This window comes from Caballeronia glathei (assembly GCF_000698595.1).
Classification (GTDB): domain Bacteria; phylum Pseudomonadota; class Gammaproteobacteria; order Burkholderiales; family Burkholderiaceae; genus Caballeronia; species Caballeronia glathei.
On record NZ_JFHC01000008.1, the window covers coordinates 134635 to 155008 of the forward strand.

14 protein-coding genes are annotated in these 20374 nt (G+C 65.9%); 9 read left to right on the top strand and 5 right to left on the bottom strand.

Annotated features, from left to right (window positions below; all coding sequences use genetic code 11):
- Positions 1–44: 44 nt before the first annotated feature.
- Both aceF and aceE read right to left on the bottom strand, forming a co-directional pair.
- Positions 45–1703, bottom strand: coding sequence for a dihydrolipoyllysine-residue acetyltransferase (gene aceF, locus BG61_RS08420; protein ID WP_035937907.1), 1659 nt, complete (start codon positions 1701–1703; stop codon positions 45–47).
- Between the two features lie 78 nt (positions 1704–1781).
- The gene (gene aceE / locus BG61_RS08425) at positions 1782–4478 is read right to left on the bottom strand and encodes a pyruvate dehydrogenase (acetyl-transferring), homodimeric type (protein ID WP_035937906.1); all 2697 of its coding nucleotides are present in this window, start codon (positions 4476–4478) and stop codon (positions 1782–1784) included.
- 270 nt (positions 4479–4748) lie between these two features.
- Between aceE and fixL the strand changes: the two genes are divergently transcribed.
- The 7 genes from fixL (at position 4749) to BG61_RS08460 (ending at position 14446) form a co-directional block, all read left to right on the top strand.
- The gene (fixL, locus tag BG61_RS08430) at positions 4749–7286 is read left to right on the top strand and encodes an oxygen sensor histidine kinase FixL (RefSeq protein WP_035937904.1); all 2538 of its coding nucleotides are present in this window, start codon (positions 4749–4751) and stop codon (positions 7284–7286) included.
- On the top strand, positions 7283–7921 hold the full coding sequence (gene fixJ / locus BG61_RS08435) for an oxygen response regulator transcription factor FixJ (RefSeq protein ID WP_035937902.1): 639 nt from the start codon (positions 7283–7285) through the stop codon (positions 7919–7921). Before fixL ends, fixJ begins: the two co-directional genes overlap by 4 nt.
- A 211-nt stretch (positions 7922–8132) precedes the next feature.
- Positions 8133–8387, top strand: a complete 255-nt coding sequence (locus BG61_RS08440; protein ID WP_035937901.1) for a hypothetical protein — start codon at positions 8133–8135, stop codon at positions 8385–8387.
- Positions 8388–8485: 98 nt separating this feature from the next.
- Positions 8486–9913 (top strand): DUF3300 domain-containing protein, encoded by a 1428-nt coding sequence (locus tag BG61_RS08445; protein ID WP_035941623.1) that lies wholly within the window; start codon positions 8486–8488, stop codon positions 9911–9913.
- A gap of 75 nt (positions 9914–9988) precedes the next feature.
- Entirely contained in the window at positions 9989–10957 is a 969-nt protein-coding gene (locus BG61_RS08450) for a DUF2950 domain-containing protein (protein ID WP_051672377.1), read from the top strand.
- 362 nt (positions 10958–11319) lie between these two features.
- Complete coding sequence (gene folD, locus BG61_RS08455) at positions 11320–12174, top strand: bifunctional methylenetetrahydrofolate dehydrogenase/methenyltetrahydrofolate cyclohydrolase FolD (protein WP_035938212.1); 855 nt, start codon at positions 11320–11322, stop codon at positions 12172–12174.
- 148 nt (positions 12175–12322) lie between these two features.
- Complete coding sequence (locus BG61_RS08460; protein ID WP_035938210.1) at positions 12323–14446, top strand: M3 family metallopeptidase; 2124 nt, start codon at positions 12323–12325, stop codon at positions 14444–14446.
- Positions 14447–14586: 140 nt separating this feature from the next.
- Here BG61_RS08460 and BG61_RS08465 read toward each other — a convergent pair whose 3' ends face one another.
- The gene (locus BG61_RS08465) at positions 14587–15861 is read right to left on the bottom strand and encodes an amidohydrolase family protein (protein WP_035938209.1); all 1275 of its coding nucleotides are present in this window, start codon (positions 15859–15861) and stop codon (positions 14587–14589) included.
- Between the two features lie 257 nt (positions 15862–16118).
- Between BG61_RS08465 and BG61_RS08470 the strand changes: the two genes are divergently transcribed.
- On the top strand, positions 16119–16445 hold the full coding sequence (locus BG61_RS08470) for a hypothetical protein (protein ID WP_035941624.1): 327 nt from the start codon (positions 16119–16121) through the stop codon (positions 16443–16445).
- Positions 16446–16590: 145 nt separating this feature from the next.
- The gene (gene xth / locus BG61_RS08475) at positions 16591–17367 is read left to right on the top strand and encodes an exodeoxyribonuclease III (protein WP_035938206.1); all 777 of its coding nucleotides are present in this window, start codon (positions 16591–16593) and stop codon (positions 17365–17367) included.
- 45 nt (positions 17368–17412) lie between these two features.
- Here the strand turns inward: xth and ntrC are convergent, their stop codons facing one another.
- Positions 17413–18918, bottom strand: coding sequence for a nitrogen regulation protein NR(I) (ntrC, locus tag BG61_RS08480; RefSeq protein ID WP_035938204.1), 1506 nt, complete (start codon positions 18916–18918; stop codon positions 17413–17415).
- Between the two features lie 103 nt (positions 18919–19021).
- The gene (glnL, locus tag BG61_RS08485; RefSeq protein ID WP_035938202.1) at positions 19022–20164 is read right to left on the bottom strand and encodes a nitrogen regulation protein NR(II); all 1143 of its coding nucleotides are present in this window, start codon (positions 20162–20164) and stop codon (positions 19022–19024) included.
- Positions 20165–20374 lie beyond the last annotated feature (210 nt).

The window sequence follows — 20374 nt, forward strand, 5'->3', positions numbered from 1 at the left end:
ACACGCGATGCCGGCCGCCGAAGCGGCCGGCGAAGGCGCAGAAATCAAAGAATCACCCGACGGAAATCCGCCAGAATCCCCGACAGATACGCGTTGAAGCGCGCAGCTTCCGCCCCGTCGATGACGCGATGGTCATAGGACAGCGAAAGCGGCAGCGTGAGGCGCGGCACGAACTGCTTGCCGTCCCACACCGGTTTCATCGCACCGCGCGACAGCCCGAGAATCGCGACTTCCGGCGCGTTGATGATCGGCGTGAAGTGCGTCCCGCCGATGCCGCCGAGCGACGAAATCGAGAAGCAGCCGCCCTGCATCTGGTCCGGTTTCAGCTTGCCTTCGCGCGCCGCCTTCGACAGGTCCGCCATTTCCTTCGCGATCTCGATCAGGCCCTTCTTGTCGCAATCGCGGATGACCGGCACGACGAGCCCGTTCGGCGTATCGGCGGCAAAACCCACGTGGTAGTACTGCTTGAACACGAGGTTGTCGCCGTCGAGGCTCGCGTTGAACGTCGGGAATTTCTTCAGCGCCGAGACGACCGCCTTGATCACGAACGCCAGCATCGTGATCTTCACGCCGGACTTTTCGTTTTCCTTGTTCAGCTTGACGCGCAGTTCCTCGAGCTCGGTGATGTCCGCTTCGTCATTGTTCGTGACGTGCGGGATCATGACCCAGTTGCGATGCAGGTTCGCGCCCGAAATCTTCTTGATGCGCGAGAGCGGCTTCGGATCGATCGGCCCGAACTTGGTGAAGTCGACCTTCGGCCACGGCAGCAGCCCCAGTTCGCCGCCACCGCCCGCGGGCGCCGCAGCCGCGGCCGGCGCTTTCGCCTGCCCGGTCATCACACCCTTCACGAACGCGGTGACGTCTTCCTGCGTGATGCGGCCCTTCGGACCCGTGCCCGCCACGCGCCCCACGTCCACGCCCAGTTCGCGCGCGAACTTGCGCACCGACGGCGACGCGTGGCTCGACGTATGCGTGCCGTCGCCGGCGGGCATCAGGGGCGCCTGCGCAAGCGCGGAAGGCGGCTCTTTCTGCGGCGCGGGTTTCACCGGCGCATCGGGCGGTGGCTCGACCTGCTTTGCCTCCTGCTTCGGCGCTTCCTGCTTAGCCGCCGGCGCGGCGGCTCCTCCGCCGCTTTCCAGCACGACGATCAGCGTGCCTTCGGAGACCGTGTCGCCGATCTTGACCTTCAGTTCCTTGACCGTGCCCGCCGCGGGCGACGGCACGTCCATCGTGGCCTTGTCGGATTCGAGCGTGACGAGCGACTGCTCCTTCTCGACCTTGTCGCCGACCTTCACGCCGATCTCGATGACCGGGATGTCCTTGAAGTCGCCGATGTCCGGCACCTTCACTTCGACCGTGGCGCCGCCAGCGGGCGCTGCCGCGGGCGCGGCTTCCTGCTTCGCGGGCGCGGCCGGAGCGGACGCGGGCGCGCCTGCGGCACCATTGGCACCGGCGCCGCCGGCTGCGCCTTCCAGCACGACGATCAGCGAGCCCTCGGACACGTTGTCGCCCACCTTGACCTTCACTTCCTTGACAGTGCCCGCGGCTGAGCTGGGCACGTCCATCGTGGCTTTGTCGGATTCGAGCGTGACGAGCGACTGCTCTTTTTCGACGACATCACCCGCTTTTACCAGCACCTCGATCACGGGAATGTCCGTGAAATCGCCGATGTCCGGCACTTTGACTTCGATCGCTTGACTCATTATTAGTGTCTCCAGGGCTGCACGCGCGCCTTCCCGCTTCGGGAAGGCGCGCGTCACAACACACGGGGGGCGATGCCTTTAGACGGTCATCGGGTTGGGTTTTGCCGGGTCGAGGTTGTACTTCTTGATCGCCTCGGCGACGACCTTGCGCTCGATCGTGCCTTCGTCCGCGAGCGCGTTGAGCGCCGCGACGGTGACCCAGTAGCGGTCGACTTCGAAGAAATGGCGCAGCGCCTCGCGCGTGTCGGAGCGCCCGTAGCCGTCGGTGCCGAGCACGACGAACTTGTTCGGCACGTACGCGCGGATCTGGTCGACGAGCGCGCGGATGTAGTCGGTCGATGCGATCACCGGGCCCGGCGCGTCCTTGAGCAGTTTCGTGACGTGCGCGACCTTCCTGTCGGCGCCCGGGTTGAGCAGGTTCCAGCGCTCGACCGCCTGGCCTTCGCGGGCCAGTTCGGTGAAGCTCGGCACGCTCCACAGGTCGGCGGCGACGCCCCAGTCGTTCTTCAGCAGGTCGGCGGCGGCGATCACTTCGTTGAAGATCGTGCCCGCGCCCATCAGTTGCACGCGCGGCGCCTTCTTGTCTGCCGGCGCCTTGCGGAACGAGTACATGCCCTTGATGATGTCCGAGGCCACGGACTCACCCTGCGGAATCGCCGGATGCTCGTAGTTCTCGTTCATCACGGTGATGTAGTAGTACACGTCCTCCTGATCCGCGACCATGCGGCGCAGGCCGTCCTGCATGATCACCGCGAGTTCGTAGCCGAACGTCGGGTCGTAGCTCACGCAGTTCGGAATCGATGCCGCCCACAGCAGCGAGTGGCCGTCTTCGTGCTGCAGGCCTTCGCCGTTGAGCGTCGTGCGCCCCGCCGTGCCGCCGAGCAGGAAGCCGCGCGAGCGCATGTCGCCCGCCGCCCACGCGAGGTCGCCGATGCGCTGGAAGCCGAACATCGAGTAGAAGATGTAGAACGGGATCATGATCTCGCCGTGCGTCGAATACGACGTCGCGGCCGCGATCCAGTCGCACATGCCACCGGCTTCGTTGATGCCTTCCTGCAGGATCTGGCCCGTTTCCGACTCGCGGTAGAACATCAGCTGGTCGGAGTCTTCCGGCACGTACTTCTGGCCGTCCTGGTTCCAGATGCCGATCTGGCGGAAGAGCCCTTCCATGCCGAAGGTGCGCGACTCGTCGGGCACGATCGGCACGATGCGCTTGCCGAGCGCCTTGTCCTTCAGCAGGATGTTCAGGATCCGCACGAACGCCATCGTCGTGGAGATTTCGCGGCCCTCGCCCGTGCCCTTGAGCACCGGCTCGAACGCCGAGAGCTCCGGCACCGGCAGCGATTCGGCCTTCTGGCGGCGCGTCGGCAGATAGCCGCCCAGATCCTGGCGGCGCGCGCGCATGTATTCGAGTTCCTTCGAGCCGTCCTCGAACGTGAGGTACGGCACTTCCTCGATCTTCTCGTCGGTGATCGGCAGGCGGAACTGATCGCGGAATTTCTTCAGCGTCTCGATCGGCAGCTTCTTCTGCTGGTGCGTGATGTTCATCGCCTGACCGTGCTCGCCCATCCCGTAACCCTTGATGGTCTTCGCGAGAATGACGGTCGGCGCGCCCTTCGTCTTCTGCGCCTGATCGTACGCGGCGTAGATCTTGTGCGGATCATGGCCGCCGCGGTTCAGGTTCCAGATGTCCTCGTCGGACCAGTCGGACACCAGCGCCTTGAGTTCCGGCGTATTGAAGAAGTGCTCGCGCACGAACGCGCCCGACTCCGACTTGTACGTCTGATATTCGCCGTCGACGACTTCCATCATCCGGCGCATCAGCGCGCCGGTCTTGTCCCGCGCGAAGAGCGCGTCCCAGCGGCTGCCCCAGATCACCTTGATCACGTTCCAGCCGGCGCCGCGGAATTCGGACTCCAGTTCCTGGATGATCTTGCCGTTGCCGCGCACCGGGCCGTCGAGACGCTGCAGGTTGCAGTTGATCACGAAGACGAGGTTGTCGAGGCGCTCACGCCCCGCCATGCCGATCGCGCCGAGCGATTCCGGCTCGTCGGTCTCGCCGTCGCCGAGGAACGCCCAGACCTTGCGGCCTTCGGTCTTCGCGACGCCGCGCGCGTCCAGGTATTTCATGAAGCGCGCCTGATAGATCGCCATGATCGGGCCGAGACCCATCGAGACGGTCGGGAACTGCCAGAAATCCGGCATGAGCCACGGATGCGGATACGACGAGATGCCCTCGCCACCCACTTCCTGGCGGAAGTTGTTCAGCTGCTTTTCCGTCAGCCGGCCGAGCAGGAACGCGCGCGAGTACACGCCCGGCGACGAATGGCCCTGCACGAACACGAGGTCGCCGCCGTGCTTGTCCGACGGCGCGTGCCAGAAATGGTTGAAACCGACGTCGTAAAGCGTGGCCGCAGAGGCGAACGAAGCGATATGGCCGCCGACGTTCGTGTCCTTGCCTGCGCGCAGCACCATCGCGATGGCGTTCCAGCGCGTGTACGAGCGGATGCGGTGTTCGATGTCCTGATCGCCGGGAATCTTGGCCTGGCGCACGACGGGAATGGTATTGATGTAGGGCGTATTCGCGGAAAACGGCAGATGCTCGCCGTGCACGCGGGCAAATTCGATCTGTTTCTCAATCAGGTAATGCGCGCGATCCGGGCCAACCGCCGAAATCACGCCGTCGAGCGCTTCGAGCCACTCGGCCGTTTCCTGGGGATCGTCGTCGTTGGCATTGGCAACGTATTTCAGAACTTCGTCGGGTACAGCGGACATGCTCGTCTCCTGATTTGAGGAACGCTCTGTGAACAGACGACACGCGCCAAATGGCACCAGCCGCGTGCGCCAATTCTAAAGAGGGTCCGGACAATCACGCAAGGAAATTTTCAAATCATGAGAGTGAATCTCATAATGCGAAAAATTGCTGCGACGCACCGTCTGACAAGGCTTTTCTGACAGACGATTCGCTCCCTTGCGACCCATTGAAGGCGGTTTCCCGTCTTTTTACGCCATTTAACAATCAAACGCTGCGTTACAATTGCCGCCATGTTGACCGATCGGCTTTTCGCACGCTCGGCGCGGTCGTCGCGCAAGCCGACAGACTCGTCGCCGTCCCGCTGGCACCACGGACCGTGGTGGTCGAACTCCTATTTACTCACGCCGCTGATTTCGATCCTGGTTTTTCTGGTCGTCATGAGCCTGATTTTGTGGAGCCTGAACCGGCGCGAACAGCAGCAGCAGGAAGACACGCTATATAGAAACGTCGCGTGGGCCCAGCAGCAGATTCGCCTGTCCATGACGGGCGCGCAAGAACAGATTCAGGCGCTTGCCCGCGACATCGTGAGCGGCCACGGCGACCCGCAGACATTCCAGACGTCCTCCACCGACATCATGCAGGGGCATCCCGAGATCCTCTACATGAACTGGTACACGAGCGCCCACAAGCCGCGCTGGCCGAATACGCCGCTGCCGGTGCTCGGCTCGCGCCTCGCCAAGCCCAACGACACGCAGATGGACGAAGCCGTGCAGGCATCGTTCGACGAAGCCCGCAACACCCGCCGCCAGGTCTATTCTCCGCTTCTCTATGACGACCTCGGCAACGGTTACATCACGTTGCAAACGCCGGTGTTCCGCGACCGCGAGTTCCTGGGCTCGATCGCGGCGGTGTTTTCGATCGAGGGGATCCTGAAGCACGACATTCCGAGCGAACTGTCGGCGAAGTACAAGATCTCCATCACCGACCTGAACAACCGCGAGCTCGCCACCACGTCGAGCCGCCCGCGCCTGCCGCGCGACATGTTCTACGACCTGCCGCTCGATCCGCCGGGACAAGGCGTCTCGGTGCGCGTCTATTCGTACCCGCAACTCACGAACTTCACGAACAACACGCTCGTGTGGCTCGTCGCCGGCCTGTCGTGCTTCGTGCTGTGGAGCCTCTGGAGCCTCTGGAAGCACACGCGGCAGCGCTTCGAAGCGCAGCAGGCGCTCTACGCCGAGGCGTTCTTTCGCCGCGCGATGGAAAACTCGGTGCTGATCGGCATGCGCGTGCTCGACATGCACGGCCGCATCACGCACGTGAATCCGGCGTTCTGCCGGATGACCGGCTGGGACGAGAGCGACCTCGTCGGCAAGACGAAGCCGTTCCCCTACTGGCCGCGCGACGCGTATCCCGAAATGCAGCGCCAGCTCGACATGACCTTGCGCGGCAAGGCGCCCTCGTCCGGGTTCGAGTTGCGCGTGCGCCGTAAGGACGGCTCGTTCTTCCACGCGCGGCTCTATGTGTCGCCGCTCATCGACAGCTCGGGGCGGCAGACCGGCTGGATGTCGTCGATGACCGACATCACCGAGCCCAAGCGCGCGCGCGAGGAACTCGCCGCTGCCCACGAGCGCTTCACGACGGTGCTGGAAAGCCTCGACGCGGCGGTCTCGGTGCTCGCCGCCGACGAAGCCGAACTGCTCTTCGCGAACCGCTATTACCGGCACCTGTTCGGCATCCGGCCCGACGGCCACCTGCAGCTCGCCGGCGCGGGCGGCGCCTACGACGGCGGCCCGCAGACGTCGTCGGACACGATCGACATGGTCGACACCTACGCGGGCCTGCCCGCCGCCGCGCTCACCGAAAGCTCGGCCGACGCGCAGGAAATCTACGTCGAAGGCATCCAGAAGTGGTTCGAAGTGCGGCGCCAGTACATCCAGTGGGTGGACGGCCACCTCGCGCAGATGCAGATCGCCACCGACATCACGCAGCGAAAGCAGGCGCAGGAACTCGCGCACCAGCAGGAAGAGAAGCTCCAGTTCACGAGCCGGCTGATGACGATGGGCGAAATGGCGTCGTCGCTCGCGCACGAACTGAACCAGCCGCTCGCCGCGATCAACAACTACTGCTCGGGCTGCGTCGCGCTCGTGAAGTCGGGCCGCATGTCGCAGGAGAACCTCTTGCCCGTGCTGGAAAAGACCGCGCAGCAGGCCGTGCGCGCGGGCATGATCATCAAGCGCATCCGCGAGTTCGTGAAGCGCAGCGAGCCGAAGCGCCAGGCGACGCGCGTCGCGGACATCGTCGCCGACGCGGTCGGGCTCGCGGAAATCGAGGCACGCAAGCGCAAGATCCGCATCGTCACGGAAATCCGCTCGCGCATGCCGGTGATCTACGTCGATCCGGTCCTGATCGAACAAGTGCTGGTCAACCTGTTGAAAAACGCGGCCGAAGCGATGCATGATGCAAAGCCGAACGCCGTGGATCCGGCAATTCGCGTGGTCGTGCAGCGCACCGACGGGAACTTCGTCTGCATCAGCGTGGTGGACCAGGGCCCGGGCGTCGACGAAGCGACGGCCGAGCGCCTCTTCGAACCGTTTTACAGCACCAAGTCCGACGGCATGGGCATGGGGCTGAACATTTGCCGTTCGATCATCGAATCGCATCGCGGACGCCTGTGGGTGGTGAACAACGTCGAATCCGACGGCCACGTCACGGGCGCCACGTTCCATTGCAGTCTGCCTATTGGAGAGTTGGACGGCCCGAGCAACGGCGTGCCGGACACTCTCGGTGAACACACCAGACAACAAACCGTTACGGGAGAGCTATGAGCAGTCCAGTCACCACTCAGGAAACCGTCTTTGTCGTCGACGATGACGAAGCCGTGCGTGATTCGTTGCGTTGGCTCCTGGAGGCCAACGGCTATCGCGTGCAGTGCTTCTCGAGCGCCGAGACGTTCCTCGACGTCTACCTGCCGATCGCGCATTCCGGCGCGATCTCCTGCCTTATCCTCGACGTGCGGATGTCCGGCATGACCGGCCTCGAACTGCAGGAACGCCTGATCGCGGAGAATTCGCTGCTGCCGATCATCTTCGTGACGGGCCACGGCGACGTGCCGATGGCCGTTTCGACGATGAAAAAAGGCGCGATGGACTTCATCGAGAAGCCGTTCGACGAAGCCGAACTGCGCAAGCTCGTCGAGCGCATGCTGGAGAAGGCGCGCAGCGAGAGCTCGAGCGTGCAGCAGCAGCGCGCGGCGGCCGAGCGCCTTGGCAAGCTGACGGCGCGCGAGCATCAGGTGCTCGAGCGGATCATCGCGGGGCGCCTGAACAAGCAGATCGCCGACGATCTCGGCATCAGCATCAAGACGGTCGAGGCGCATCGCGCCAACATCATGGAGAAGCTGAGCGTGAACACCGTCGCCGACCTGCTGCGGCTCGCGCTGTCGAACAAGCCTCAGCAGTAAGCATCGGTTGCGCCCCCCACGGGGCGTCGCCTGCGCGCCGCACAACGCCGTCCGGCGCGCTTTATGCCTTGGCCGGCCCGCCCGCATCATCACGCCACGCTGTTTCCCGGCTTCCCGCATTTTCAGAAACGTGATATTTCATAGTACACGTTGACATCGCATGTCTCCGGCCCTTAATTTAGCCGGACTGAAAAACACGAGGAACCCGGTCATGCGCGATCAGGCGTTCAGTCACGTCGTCCATCGGTACGTCATCCATCCTTCCTCCCAGGCCATTCCGGCCTCGGTCAATCCGTATTCGTTCAACCTCCTCGAACGTGCGCTTTCGGCGCTTTCGCCGGTCTTGCCGCACGCCGCCGCACGTCCGATCGCGGCTTTGTCTTCGCACGGCGGGCGCGTCCCCGGGACGCCCGGCTGCCTGAACCGTCATCGGCCCTCGCGTTGCGCGGCGGCCGGGAGGATCTGATCGTGAATCGAAACCGGCCATCCGCAACCCCAGCATTCGCAGCCTCGACACCTGCAGCCTCAACCCCTGCAGCCCCGGCATTCGCAGCCCGGCCCGCCATGCTGCGCGCGGCGTGCGGCACGCGCATGCTCGTGCTTTGCGCGGCGCTCCTCGCCATGCCGATGCTCGCCCTCCACGCGCCAGAGGCACAGGCGCAGGGGCAGACGAGCGCGCCCGCCGCGAAGCTGTCGAACGAGCAGCTCGATTCGCTCACGGCACCCGTCGCGCTCTATCCCGACGCGCTGCTCGCGCAGGTGCTGATGGCGGCGACCTACCCTTCCGACGTGAGCGCGGCCGCCGCGTGGTCGAGCTCGCACACGAACCTCAAGGGCGACGACGCCGTCAAGGCCGTTGCCTCCGAGCCATGGGATCCGAGCGTGCAGTCGCTCGTCGCGTTCCCGCAGGTGCTCGCGACGATGGCGTCGAAGCCCGACTGGGTCACGCAACTGGGCAACGCATTCCTCGCGCAGCCGAACGACGTGATGGATTCCGTGCAGCGGCTTCGGCGCGCGGCGCAGTCGGCGGGCAATCTGAAATCGAACGAACAGCAGAAGGTGATCGTCGAACAGAGCACGATCCAGATCCAGCCGACGAGCACGCAGGTCGTCTACGTGCCGACGTACAACCCGACGGTCGTCTACGGCACGTGGCCCTATCCGGCCTATCCGCCCGTCTACGTCCCGCCGCCGCCCGGCTACGCGATCGCCACCGGTCTCGCGACGGGCATCGCGTTCGGCGTGGGCATCGCCATCACGAACTCGCTGTGGGGCGGTTTCAACTGGAACTCGCACGACGTCAACGTGAACGTCAACCGCTACAACAACATCAACGTCAACAACCGGATCAACGCGAACAACACCACGGCCCGCTGGAACCGCAACGACCCGCAGTTCAACCGCAACATCGACCGCAGCAACCGGCAGGCGAACGTCAACACGGGCAACATCGGCAGCGGGAACCGCGAACAGCGCGACCAGTACCGCGGCCGCGACGACCCGCGCGCCCAGGCCCGCCAGACGCTGCAGTCGCGCACCGGGCAGGACGTGAGCGGACCGGCGAGCCAGCGCGTGCAGGACATCCGCCAGGGCGGTGAACGCCCGAACAAGGGCGCGGCGGGCGGCGAGCGCCAGAATCGCGGCGCGGCGGGCGGTGCTGGCGCAGGGGCGGCGCGCGATCGCGACGTGCAGCAGCGCGCGCAAAGCGTGAATCGCGACAACGCGCTGCGCGGCGCAGGCGACGGCCACGCCGCGCGGCAAGACATGCAGCGCGGCGAAGCGAGCCGCCAGTCGCTGGCAAGCCACCAGGGCGCCGGTGGCGGGCGCGCAAACGCAGGCGGCGCCGGCGTTCAGCGCGGCGGCAGCGGGGGCGGCGGGGGCGGCGGGTTCTCTGGCGGCGGCGCAGGCGCACGCGGCGGCGCGCACGGCGGTGGAGGCGGAGGCGGACGAATGGGCGGCGGCGGACACGGCGGCGGCATGCATCGCCGATAAGACGACAAGACCGCCGCGCCCGGCCACCACGCCCTTGTGCAACCGGATGCGCGCAACCCGACTCAGGAGCCTCCGATGACCCAGACTTCCTCACCCGCGCCGATCAGCAGACTCAGCAGACTCAGCACACTCAGGACGCTTCGCACGCGTGTCATCGCAGGCGTCGCCGCCGCCGGCACGTTCGCCATGGCGGCCGCGCTGCTCATCGCGACACCCGCCGCGCATGCACAGGCGCTCTACCCCAGTCCGGATGCGGCCGCGCAGGCGCTCGTCGACGCCATCGCGCGCAACGACGACGCGAAGCTGCGCACCGTGCTCGGCAAGGATTTCGCCACCTTCATCCCGACCGACAACATCGGCGAGCAGGACATCTATCAGTTTCTCGGCGCCTGGGCGAAAGAGCACCGCATCGTCAACGACCCTGCCCCGCTCGGCGGGCATGCCGCTGCCCACGTCGAGGTCGGCAACAGCGGCTGGACACTGCCGATTCCGCTCGTGCAGGTCGGCAAGAGCTGGCGCTTCGACCTCCCCGCGGCGCGCGACGAAATCCTCACGCGGCGCATCGGCCGCAACGAGCGCTCGACGATGCTCTCCGCGCTCGCCTACGTGGACGCGCAGCAGGACTACCAGAAGGCGGAGCAGCACTATGCGCGGCGCTTCGTCAGCACGCCGGGCAAGCATGACGGCCTCTACTGGGACACCGCGCCCGGCGAGCCGGAGAGTCCGCTCGGGCCGCTCGCCGCGACGATGCGCGATCGCACGCATCCCGGCGAGGCCTATCACGGCTATCACTACAAGATCCTGAGCGCGCAGGGCCCGCATGCGAAGGGCGGTGCCGCGAGCTACCTGAGCGGCGGCGAAATGACGAAGGGTTTCGGGCTGATCGCATGGCCGGCAAAGTACGGCCAGACCGGCGTGATGACGTTCATGGTGAATCAGGACGGGCAGGTCTACCAGAAGAACCTCGGACCGGCGACGCCGCGCGTGGCCGAGTCGATCACGCGTTTCGACCCCGACGACACGTGGCAGGCAGTCTCGCCCTGAGCAATCCGGCGCGGGCATGACGACACGGGGCCTCCTTGACAGGAGGCCTCGTCGTTTGCGTGACTGCCCGGCTTCCCCGGCACGCCGCGCCCTGGGGCTGTCGAAGCCAGCCGAAGCAGTCAGACGCCTCGAAGCAGTATAATTTCAGGCTTTCCGGAAAGCGCCGATTGCGTGCCGGACCTGCGCGGGCGCGATGCCCGGCGGGCGCCTGGCCGCTTCGGACCGCTTCGGACCGCTTCGGAAGCGCCTCGGGCCGCGCGCCCCACGCCGCGCGGTCTTGCGCTCGCGCTTTCGCACCTTGTTCGCACCTTATGCAGCCGCTGTCCGCTTCGCCTCACTTGCCCACTCTCGACCGACTCACCATGACTGCCCAACTGATCGACGGCACCGCCCTCTCCAAGACCCTTCGCGCCGATGTCGCCACGCGCGCCGCCGCCCTCACCGCCCGCGGACACAAGCCGGGCCTGGCCGTCGTGCTCGTCGGCGACAATCCGGCGAGCGAGGTCTACGTGCGCAACAAGGTGAAGGCGTGCCAGGACAACGGCCTGCATTCGGTGTTCGACCGGTTTCCCGCGACGCTGTCGGAGGCCGAACTGCTCGCGCACATCGACGCGCTCAACCACGACCCGAAGATCCACGGCATTCTCGTGCAACTGCCGCTGCCGGCGCACATCGACAGCCACAAGGTGATCGAGGCGATCGCCCCGGAAAAGGACGTCGACGGCTTTCACGTCGCCAATGCCGGCGCCCTGCTGACGGGCAAGCCGCTCTTTCGTCCGTGCACGCCCTACGGCGTGATGAAGATGTTCGAAGCGCACGGCATCGCGCTCAAGGGCGCGAACGCGGTCGTGATCGGCCGCTCGAACATCGTCGGCAAGCCGATGGCGCTGCTGCTCCTCGAAGCAGGCGCCACCGTCACGATCTGCCACAGCAAGACGCGCGATCTCGCCGCGCACACCCGCCAGGCCGACGTCGTCGTCGCGGCGGTCGGGCGGCGCAACGTGCTGACGGCCGACATGGTGAAGCCGGGCGCGACGGTGATCGACGTCGGCATGAACCGCGACGAGGCGGGCAAGCTCTGCGGCGACGTCGATTTCGCGGGCGTGCGGGAAGTGGCCGCATACATCACGCCGGTGCCGGGCGGCGTCGGCCCGATGACGATCACGATGCTGCTCGTCAACACGATCGAAGCCGCCGAGCGGGCGGGCCGGGACTGACGCAGGCGCGCACCGGGGCGGCCCGCGCGGACGTTTCTCCGAACAACCGAGTTGGAATTTGCCCCCGCCGCCCCAATAATGCTTCAGTGATCCACTGAACGAGGCGGGCCCGCCGGTCCCGCCCCCTTTATTCGAGACCGGGAGAGCCATGACCGACACCACGTTAGCCACGTCAGCACAGCAAGCCAACCCGCTGCTCGATTTCTCCGACTTGCCGCGTTTCGGCGACATCAAGCCGGAACATGTCACGCCCGCGCTCGACGTGCTGCTCGCCGACGCGAAAGCGGCCGTCGAGCGCGCGAGCGCGCCCGGAACGCCCGCCACCTGGAAGGACGTCGTCGAGACGGTCGAGGCCGCGTCCGAGCGCCTTTCGCGCGCCTGGAGCATCGCGGGCCACCTGAACGCCGTCGCCGATACGCCGGAACTGCGCGCCGTCTACGGCGAAAACCTGCCGCGCGTCACCGAATTCGCCGCGAGCGTCGGCCAGAATCTCGCGCTGTACGAAAAGTACAAGGCGATCGCCGCGAGTGACGCATTCGCCGGCTTGTCGGCCGAACGCAAGAAGATACTCGACAATTCCCTGCGCGATTTCCGCCTGTCGGGCGCCGAGTTGCCCGAAGACCGCAAGCCGCGCTTCGCGCAGTTGCAGGAAGAACAGGCGGGCCTTTCGAAAGCGTTTTCCGACCACGTCCTCGACGCCACCAACGCCTTCGCCTACTTCGTCACGCAGGAAAGCGAACTGGCGGGGCTGCCGGAGGACGTCATCGAAGCGGCGCGCGAGGCCGCGCAGAAGGATGGCAAGGAAGGCTGGAAGTTCACGCTGCACTTTCCGTCCTACTTTCCGGTGATGCAGTACGCCGAACACCGGCCGATGCGCGAAGCAATGTACCGCGCGTACGTCACGCGCGCCTCGGAGCTCGGGGAGATGTACGGCAACGGCAAGAACGAGTGGGACAACACGGCGAACGTCGCCGAGCATCTGCAGCTGCGCGCCGAAGAGGCGCACACGCTCGGCTACCAGAACTTCGCCGAGGTGTCGCTCGCGCCAAAGATGGCGGAATCGCCCGCGCAGGTGATCGCGTTCCTCGAAGACCTCGCGAAACGCGCCCGCCCGCATGCCGAAAACGACTGGATGGAGCTGCGCGCGTTCGCCGCGACCGAGCTCGGCATGCCCGAACTGCAGCCGTGGGACGCGACCTTCGCATCGGAACGCCTGCGCCAGCAGCGCTATTCGTTCTCGGAAAACGAGGTAAAGCAGTATTTCCCGCAGGAAGCGGTGCTGAAAGGTCTCTTCAAGGTCACCGAGACGCTCTTCGGCGTGTCGATCCGGCGTGACGAAGCGGCGGTGTGGCATCCCGACGTGCGCTTTTTCCGCGTCGAGAACAAGGACGGCTCGCTCGTTGCGCAGTTCTATCTCGATCTCTACGCACGCGAAGGCAAGCGCGGCGGCGCATGGATGGACGACGCCCGCTCGCGCCACAAGATCGTCACGGGCGGCGTGCAGACGCCCGTCGCGTACCTCACCTGCAATTTCTCGGCGCCGGTCGGCGGCAAGCCCGCGTGCTTCACGCACGACGAAGTCATCACGCTCTTTCACGAATTCGGCCACGGCCTGCATCACATGCTGACGCGCGTCGACGAGCTGGGCGTGTCGGGCATCAACGGTGTCGAGTGGGACGCGGTCGAACTGCCGTCGCAGTTCATGGAGAACTTCTGCTGGGAGTGGGACGTGCTCACCGACATGTCCTCGCACGTCGAGACGGGCGCGCCGCTGCCGCGCGAACTCTTCGACAAGATGCTCGCCGCGAAGAACTTCCAGAGCGGCCTCGGCACGCTGCGCCAGATCGTGTTCTCGATGTTCGACATGGTGCTGCACACGTCCTATGACCCGTCGCGCGACGAGGGCAAGACCGTGAACGACATCGCTCGCGAGATCAACGAGAAGTTCCACGTCGTGCCGCAGGCGCCGTTCTCGCGCTGGCCGAACACGTTCAGCCACGTGTTCGCGGGCGGTTACGCCGCGGGTTACTACAGCTACAAGTGGGCGGAAGTGCTGTCCGCCGACGCCTACGCGGCGTTCGAGGAGGCGGCGCAGGCGGCGAGCGGCTCGGTACTCGATGGCGAGACGGGCATCCGCTATCGCCGAGAAATCCTGGAAGTGGGCGGCAGCCGGCCGGCCATGGACTCGTTCAAGGCGTTTCGCGGACGCGAACCGAACATCGACGCGCTGCTGCGCCACAACGGCATGATCGCGGGGGACGCCGCGCGCTGATGCATCGCCGTTGCGGCGGGCCGTGTCCGACCCTCACAACCGGTCCGGTCCGCCAATAACGAAGGCCGTTCCCGCGCAAGCCGGAGCGGCCTTTCCTCTTTTCTCGTTCCTTTCGCAAGCCCGCGAGCCGGCGCCCTTCTTCAGCGCGCGAGCCTGAAGTCGACCTCTGCCGGGCGCCCTTCCAGCGACAGCGCCGCGTGCATCGCAGGCGAGCGGCTCACCACCTTGCCGCGCCGGATCACGGCCGTGCGGGCCGCGCGCAGCCGGATCGCTTCGACCGGATCGCGCGCATCGAGCACCACGCAGTCCGCGTTGCACCCCACTTCGATGCCATAGTCTTCGAGGCCGAGAATGCGCGCGGGCGTCACGGTCACGGCGTCGAATGCCGCGCGCATGCCGTCGATGCCCGTCATCTGCGCGACGTGCAGCCCCATGTGCGCCACTTCGAGCATGTCGCCCGAGCCGAGGCTGTACCACGGGTCCATCACGCAGTCGTGGCCGAACGCTACGTCGATGCCCGCCGCGAGCAGCTCGGGCACGCGCGTCATGCCGCGCCGCTTCGGATACGTGTCCGAGCGGCCCTGCAGCGTGATGTTGATGAGCGGATTCGCGATCGCCGCCACCCCGGACTCGCGCATCAGCGGAATCAGCTTGCTCACGTAGTAGTTGTCCATCGAGTGCATCGAGGTGAGATGCGAGCCGGTCACGCGGCCGGCGAGGCCGAGCCGGTGCGTCTGCGCCGCGAGCGTTTCGATGTGGCGCGACATCGGATCGTCGGATTCGTCGCAATGCATGTCCACGCGCAAGCCCTTTTGCGCCGCGAATTCGCAAAGCAGCGCAATCGACGCCGCGCCGTCCGCCATCGTGCGCTCGAAGTGCGGAATGCCGCCGACCACATCGACGCCGAGCGCGATCGCGCGCTTCAGGTTCTCGAAGGCGCCCGCGCTGCGCAATACGCCGTCCTGCGGAAACGCGACGAGCTGAAGATCCAGATACGGCTTCACGCGGCGCTTCACTTCCTGCAGCGCCTCGACGGCCAGAAGGCGCGGGTCGCACACGTCGACATGCGAGCGGATCGCGAGCAGCCCGCGCGCGACGGCCCAGTCGCAATACTGCATCGCGCGCTCGACGAGCGCTTCCTGCGTCAGCTCGGGTTTCAGCTCGCCCCAGAGCGCGATGCCTTCGAGCAGCGTGCCGGAGGCGTTCACGCGCGGCAGGCCGTAGGACAGCGTGGCGTCCATGTGGAAATGCGCGTCGACGAACGGCGCCGTCACGAGCGAGCCGTTCGCGTCGATTTCCTCGGGCGCGCTTGCGGCAAGATGCGGCTCGACGGCGGCGATGCGTCCGTTCTCGATGCCGATGTCGACCGGATCGCGGGAATGTGCGCGCGACGCGCGGCGAATGATCAGATCCATGGGCGAAGCCTCGCGATGCAATGGGTTTTCGTACGAACGATTGTAGCGGCACATAAATGGCGCTTCGACGCGCGCTTGAACGCGCCGCGCGAAAAGATGCCGCGGCGCGTGCGCCTGCGAACGCCGGCGCCGTCCACGGCAACGAAACGGCCACCGCATCCGGACGACCCGGACGTGCGCGCGCCCCGGGTTAAAATGCCCCGAAGCCGTTTCATCCGGGATTGAACGCGCGGGCCCAACGCTTGAGGGAAAGAGACATGAGCCGTTTCGTCGCTGCAGTGGCTGGCATGATCATCCTGTCCGTTTCGACGCCGTCCGTCGCGCTGTCGACGCTCGGCGACATGGCCTGCCCGAAGTGGACATCGAATCGGGCCGACGCCGCGAGCGCGCTGCGCTCGCGCAGCTGGCTCGTCGGCTACATGACCGGGCTCGCGGTGGCCTCGCAGACCGACGTCCTGCGAGACGCCGACGCGGAATCCATCGCGCTGTGGATGGACAACTACTGCCGCACACACCCGCTCGATACGGTCGCCACGAGCGGCATGGTCCTCTTTCTCGAACTGCGCGACCGGTTGCCCAAGTAAGGCAATGGTCCCGTGATGCGGGAAGCCGTGTGCCCGCCGCGCACCGGACGGGCGGTTATGATCTCGCTCGAACCCTGCGGCCCGCATGCGGTTCACGCCGCGCGCCGCGGAAAGCTCCCTCGAAAATCAGCCACTCAAACGACGAATGAAAATCGCCACCTGGAACGTCAACTCCCTCAAGGTTCGCCAGCAGCACGTGATCGACTGGCTGGAGCTGAGCCATGTCGACGTGCTGTGCCTTCAGGAACTGAAACTCCCCGATGAAAAATTCCCGCGCGCCGACCTCGAAGCCGCCGGCTTCAGGAGCTGGTTCGCGGGGCAGAAGACCTACAACGGCGTCGGGATTCTCGTGCGCGAGGGCATCGCGGTCGACGAGACCAGCATCGTGCGCAACATTCCCGGTTTCGATGATCCGCAGCAGCGCGTGATCGCGGCGACCATCGACGGCGTGCGCATCGTCTCCGCCTATTTCCCGAACGGCCAGGCGCCCGGCACGGAGAAATTCGCGTACAAGATGCGCTGGCTCGACGCGCTGCGCGAGTGGCTCGACACCGAAATGAAAACGCACCCGCGGCTCGCGCTGCTCGGCGACTACAACATCGCGCCGGAAGACCGCGACGTGCACGACCCGAAAGCGTGGGAAGGCCAGAATCTTGTGTCGCCGGAAGAGCGCGCGCACTTCGTGCGCCTCGTCGAACTCGGGCTCACCGACGCCTTCCGCAAGTTCGAGCAGCCGGAGAAACTCTTCACGTGGTGGGATTACCGCATGCTCGCGTTTCGCCGCAATGCGGGGCTGCGCATCGACCATATCCTGCTGTCGGCGGATCTGGCCGCGCAGTGCACGGCATGCGAAGTCGACAGGGTGCCGCGCAAGTGGGACCAGCCGTCGGATCACGCGCCCGTGATCGCGACGATCGGCTGATCACCTCGCATCCCGACCCGCAGGCGCCCGGGCGCCTGCCGTGAATCAGGCGTCGAGATGCAGTTCCTGGATCTTGCGCGTGATCGTGTTGCGCCCGATGCCGAGACGCTCCGCCGCCTCCACCTTGCGTCCGCGCGTGAAATCGAGTGCTTCGCGGATCACGGCAGCCTCGAAGCGGCGCGCGAGCTCGTCCATGACATCGGCGGTGTTTTCGCGCAAGAGCCGCGCGACCTCCGTGCGCAAGCCGTTCTCCCACACGCTCACCGGCAGTCCGGCAGGCATCCCGCCAAGCGACGCCGGCGTGTTCGCCATGCCGTTCTGAAGCGGCACTGACGTCTGCACGCCGCCCCCGTCCGACGACGCCACGAGCGCCGTGCTCTCGCCGGCATATTCCTGCGTCGGCGTGAGATCCGGCGGCAGGTCCTTCTGCTCGATCGTCTGCGCGGGCGCCATCACGGTGAGCCAGTTGCAGAGGTTTTCGAGCTGACGCACGTTGCCCGGAAACGGCAGCGACGCCAGATAGGCGAGCGCCTCCTCCGACACGCGCTTGGGCTCCACGCCCAGATCGCGCGCGCTCTTTTGCAGGAAGTGCCGCGTGAGCAGCGGAATGTCCTCGCTGCGCTCGCGCAGCGCGGGCAGCCTGAGGCGGATCACGTTGAGCCGGTGATACAGGTCCTCGCGAAACAGCCCCTGCCGAACGCGCGATTCGAGATTCTGGTGCGTCGCGGCGATCACCCGCACGTTCGCCTTCAGCGGATTGTGGCCGCCCACGCGATAGAACTGCCCGTCCGACAGCACGCGCAGAAGGCGCGTCTGAAGATCGAACGGCATGTCGCCGATTTCATCGAGAAAGAGCGTGCCATTCTCGGCCTGCTCGAAGCGGCCCTGGCGCATCGCCTGCGCGCCGGTGAACGCGCCGCGCTCGTGGCCGAAAAGCTCGGACTCGAGCAGATCCTTCGGAATGGCCGCGGTGTTGAGCGCGATGAACGGGCCGTTCGCGCGCGGGCTATGGCGGTGCAGCGCGCGGGCGACAAGCTCCTTTCCGGTGCCTGATTCGCCCGTGATGAGCACGGTCGCGGCCGAATGCGACAGCCGCCCGATCGCGCGGAACATGTCCTGCATCGCCGGAGCCTGGCCGAGCATTTCGGGCGTCTCGGTCACGCGCTCGTCGTAGGCGGCTTCGCCGCGCATGCTTTCGTCGACGGCGCGGCGGATCAGCTCCACCGCCTTGTCGACATCGAAGGGCTTCGCGAGATATTCGAATGCGCCGCCCTGGAACGCCGCGACGGCGCTGTCGAGGTCGGAAAACGCGGTCATGATGATGACCGGCAGCCCGGGCAGCCGGTCGCGCACGGTCTGCAGCAGCTCGAGGCCCGAGCCGCCCGGCATGCGGATATCGGACACGAGCACCTGCGGGCTTTCCTGTTCGAGCGCAGCGAGCGCATCGCGCACGCCGGAGAAGCTGCGCGTCGCGAAGTTCTCTCGGGCCAGGGCTTTTTCGAGCACCCAGCGGATGGATTGGTCGTCGTCTACTATCCAGATCGGCTTCATATCGTTCGGCGAGAAGTCTTCGTGTGGTTCGGTGTGAGCCCGTCGAAACGGTCAGGCGTCAAAGCGTGATTCGGAGTGGTGTCGGGGCCTAGGTTCCTGATATTCAACCCTCGAATGGCAGCAGGATCATGAACTCGGTACAGCCCGGCCGGCTTTCCACTTCGATCAGTCCGTCGTGCTGCTGCACGAACGACTGGGCGAGCGTGAGGCCGAGCCCGCTGCCGTCTTCGCGGCCCGACACGAGCGGATAGAAAATCCTGTCGCGGATATCACCCGGGATGCCGGGGCCGTTGTCAGTGATATGCAAGTCCAGTGCCAGTTTGTGCAGCCGCTTGCCGATCGTGACCTTGCGCGCGATGCGCGTGCGCAATTCGATGCGCGCATCGCCTTCCGAGATGCGCTCGCGCAGCGCTTCGGCCGCGTTGCGCACGATGTTGAGCAGCGCCTGGATCAGCTGCTCCTTGTCGCCGCGCAGGTCGGGCACGCTCACGTCGTAGTCGCGCTCGATCGTGAGCCCGCGCGGAAATTCCGCGAGAATCACGGCGCGCACGCGCTCGCAGACTTCGTGAATGTTCACGTCGCCGACGATGTGCGGATGCCGGTGCGGCTCGAGCAGCCTGTCGACGAGCGTCTGCAGCCGGTCCGACTCCTTGATGATCACCTGCGTGTATTCGCGCAATTCGTCGCGCTCGCGGGCGCCGAGTTCGAATTCGAGCAGTTGCGCCGCGCCGCGGATGCCGCCGAGCGGATTCTTGATCTCGTGCGCGAGATTGCGGATCAGCTGCTTGTTGACCGCCGTCAGGTCGTGGATGCGCTCCTCGCGGTCCGTGCGCAGATGCCGCTCGTTCTCGAACAGTTCGAGCAGCACGTAGTCCGATGCTACTTCGAGATACGCGACCACCGCATGCACGTGCAGCGCCTCGCGTCCCGGGCGTTCGAGCACCGCGTCGAGATGAGTCGCGTTGAAGCGGTTCTCCGCGATCGACGCGATCGTGCTCACCAGCTCGTCGGCGTTCGCGAAAAGCTCGGGCCAGTGCGTCTGCGTGAGCTGCTTGCGCGACATCTCCAGCATCGACTCCGCCGACGGATTCGCGTACGCGACCTTGAGGCTGCGCTTGTCGAGCACGAGCACGACCGTTGGCAGCGCTTCGAGTCCGGGCAGCAAACCCGTGGCGGCAAGCTGTGCGTCGTCGGAAAGCGCTTCGGCGTGAGCCTTTCTCGACTTGATCAGATTCTTGAGCACCATCGTGCAGTGAAGCCCCGGTCGTAAGTGTCTGTGTCCCTGAATTCAGATGCGGCGACGATTAAAAAAGGGACGGCGCGCCGTCCCTTTTTGGTCGTTCAGCGAGTCGTTCGCCGTGCCGCTCGCGAATGGTCGAGCGTTTCATCGCCAGGTCGCCGATGAAACGCCGCCATGTCGCGTGCTTACAGCGAGTAGTACATCTCGAACTCGATC

Coding starts and splice junctions, on each gene's coding strand:
- aceF (WP_035937907.1), bottom strand. CDS start 1,703: ATGAGTCAAGCGATCGAAGTCAAAGTGCCGGACATCGGCGATTTCACG.
- aceE (WP_035937906.1), bottom strand. CDS start 4,478: ATGTCCGCTGTACCCGACGAAGTTCTGAAATACGTTGCCAATGCCAAC.
- fixL (WP_035937904.1), top strand. CDS start 4,749: ATGTTGACCGATCGGCTTTTCGCACGCTCGGCGCGGTCGTCGCGCAAG.
- fixJ (WP_035937902.1), top strand. CDS start 7,283: ATGAGCAGTCCAGTCACCACTCAGGAAACCGTCTTTGTCGTCGACGAT.
- BG61_RS08440 (WP_035937901.1), top strand. CDS start 8,133: ATGCGCGATCAGGCGTTCAGTCACGTCGTCCATCGGTACGTCATCCAT.
- BG61_RS08445 (WP_035941623.1), top strand. CDS start 8,486: ATGCTGCGCGCGGCGTGCGGCACGCGCATGCTCGTGCTTTGCGCGGCG.
- BG61_RS08450 (WP_051672377.1), top strand. CDS start 9,989: ATGACCCAGACTTCCTCACCCGCGCCGATCAGCAGACTCAGCAGACTC.
- folD (WP_035938212.1), top strand. CDS start 11,320: ATGACTGCCCAACTGATCGACGGCACCGCCCTCTCCAAGACCCTTCGC.
- BG61_RS08460 (WP_035938210.1), top strand. CDS start 12,323: ATGACCGACACCACGTTAGCCACGTCAGCACAGCAAGCCAACCCGCTG.
- BG61_RS08465 (WP_035938209.1), bottom strand. CDS start 15,861: ATGGATCTGATCATTCGCCGCGCGTCGCGCGCACATTCCCGCGATCCG.
- BG61_RS08470 (WP_035941624.1), top strand. CDS start 16,119: ATGAGCCGTTTCGTCGCTGCAGTGGCTGGCATGATCATCCTGTCCGTT.
- xth (WP_035938206.1), top strand. CDS start 16,591: ATGAAAATCGCCACCTGGAACGTCAACTCCCTCAAGGTTCGCCAGCAG.
- ntrC (WP_035938204.1), bottom strand. CDS start 18,918: ATGAAGCCGATCTGGATAGTAGACGACGACCAATCCATCCGCTGGGTG.
- glnL (WP_035938202.1), bottom strand. CDS start 20,164: ATGGTGCTCAAGAATCTGATCAAGTCGAGAAAGGCTCACGCCGAAGCG.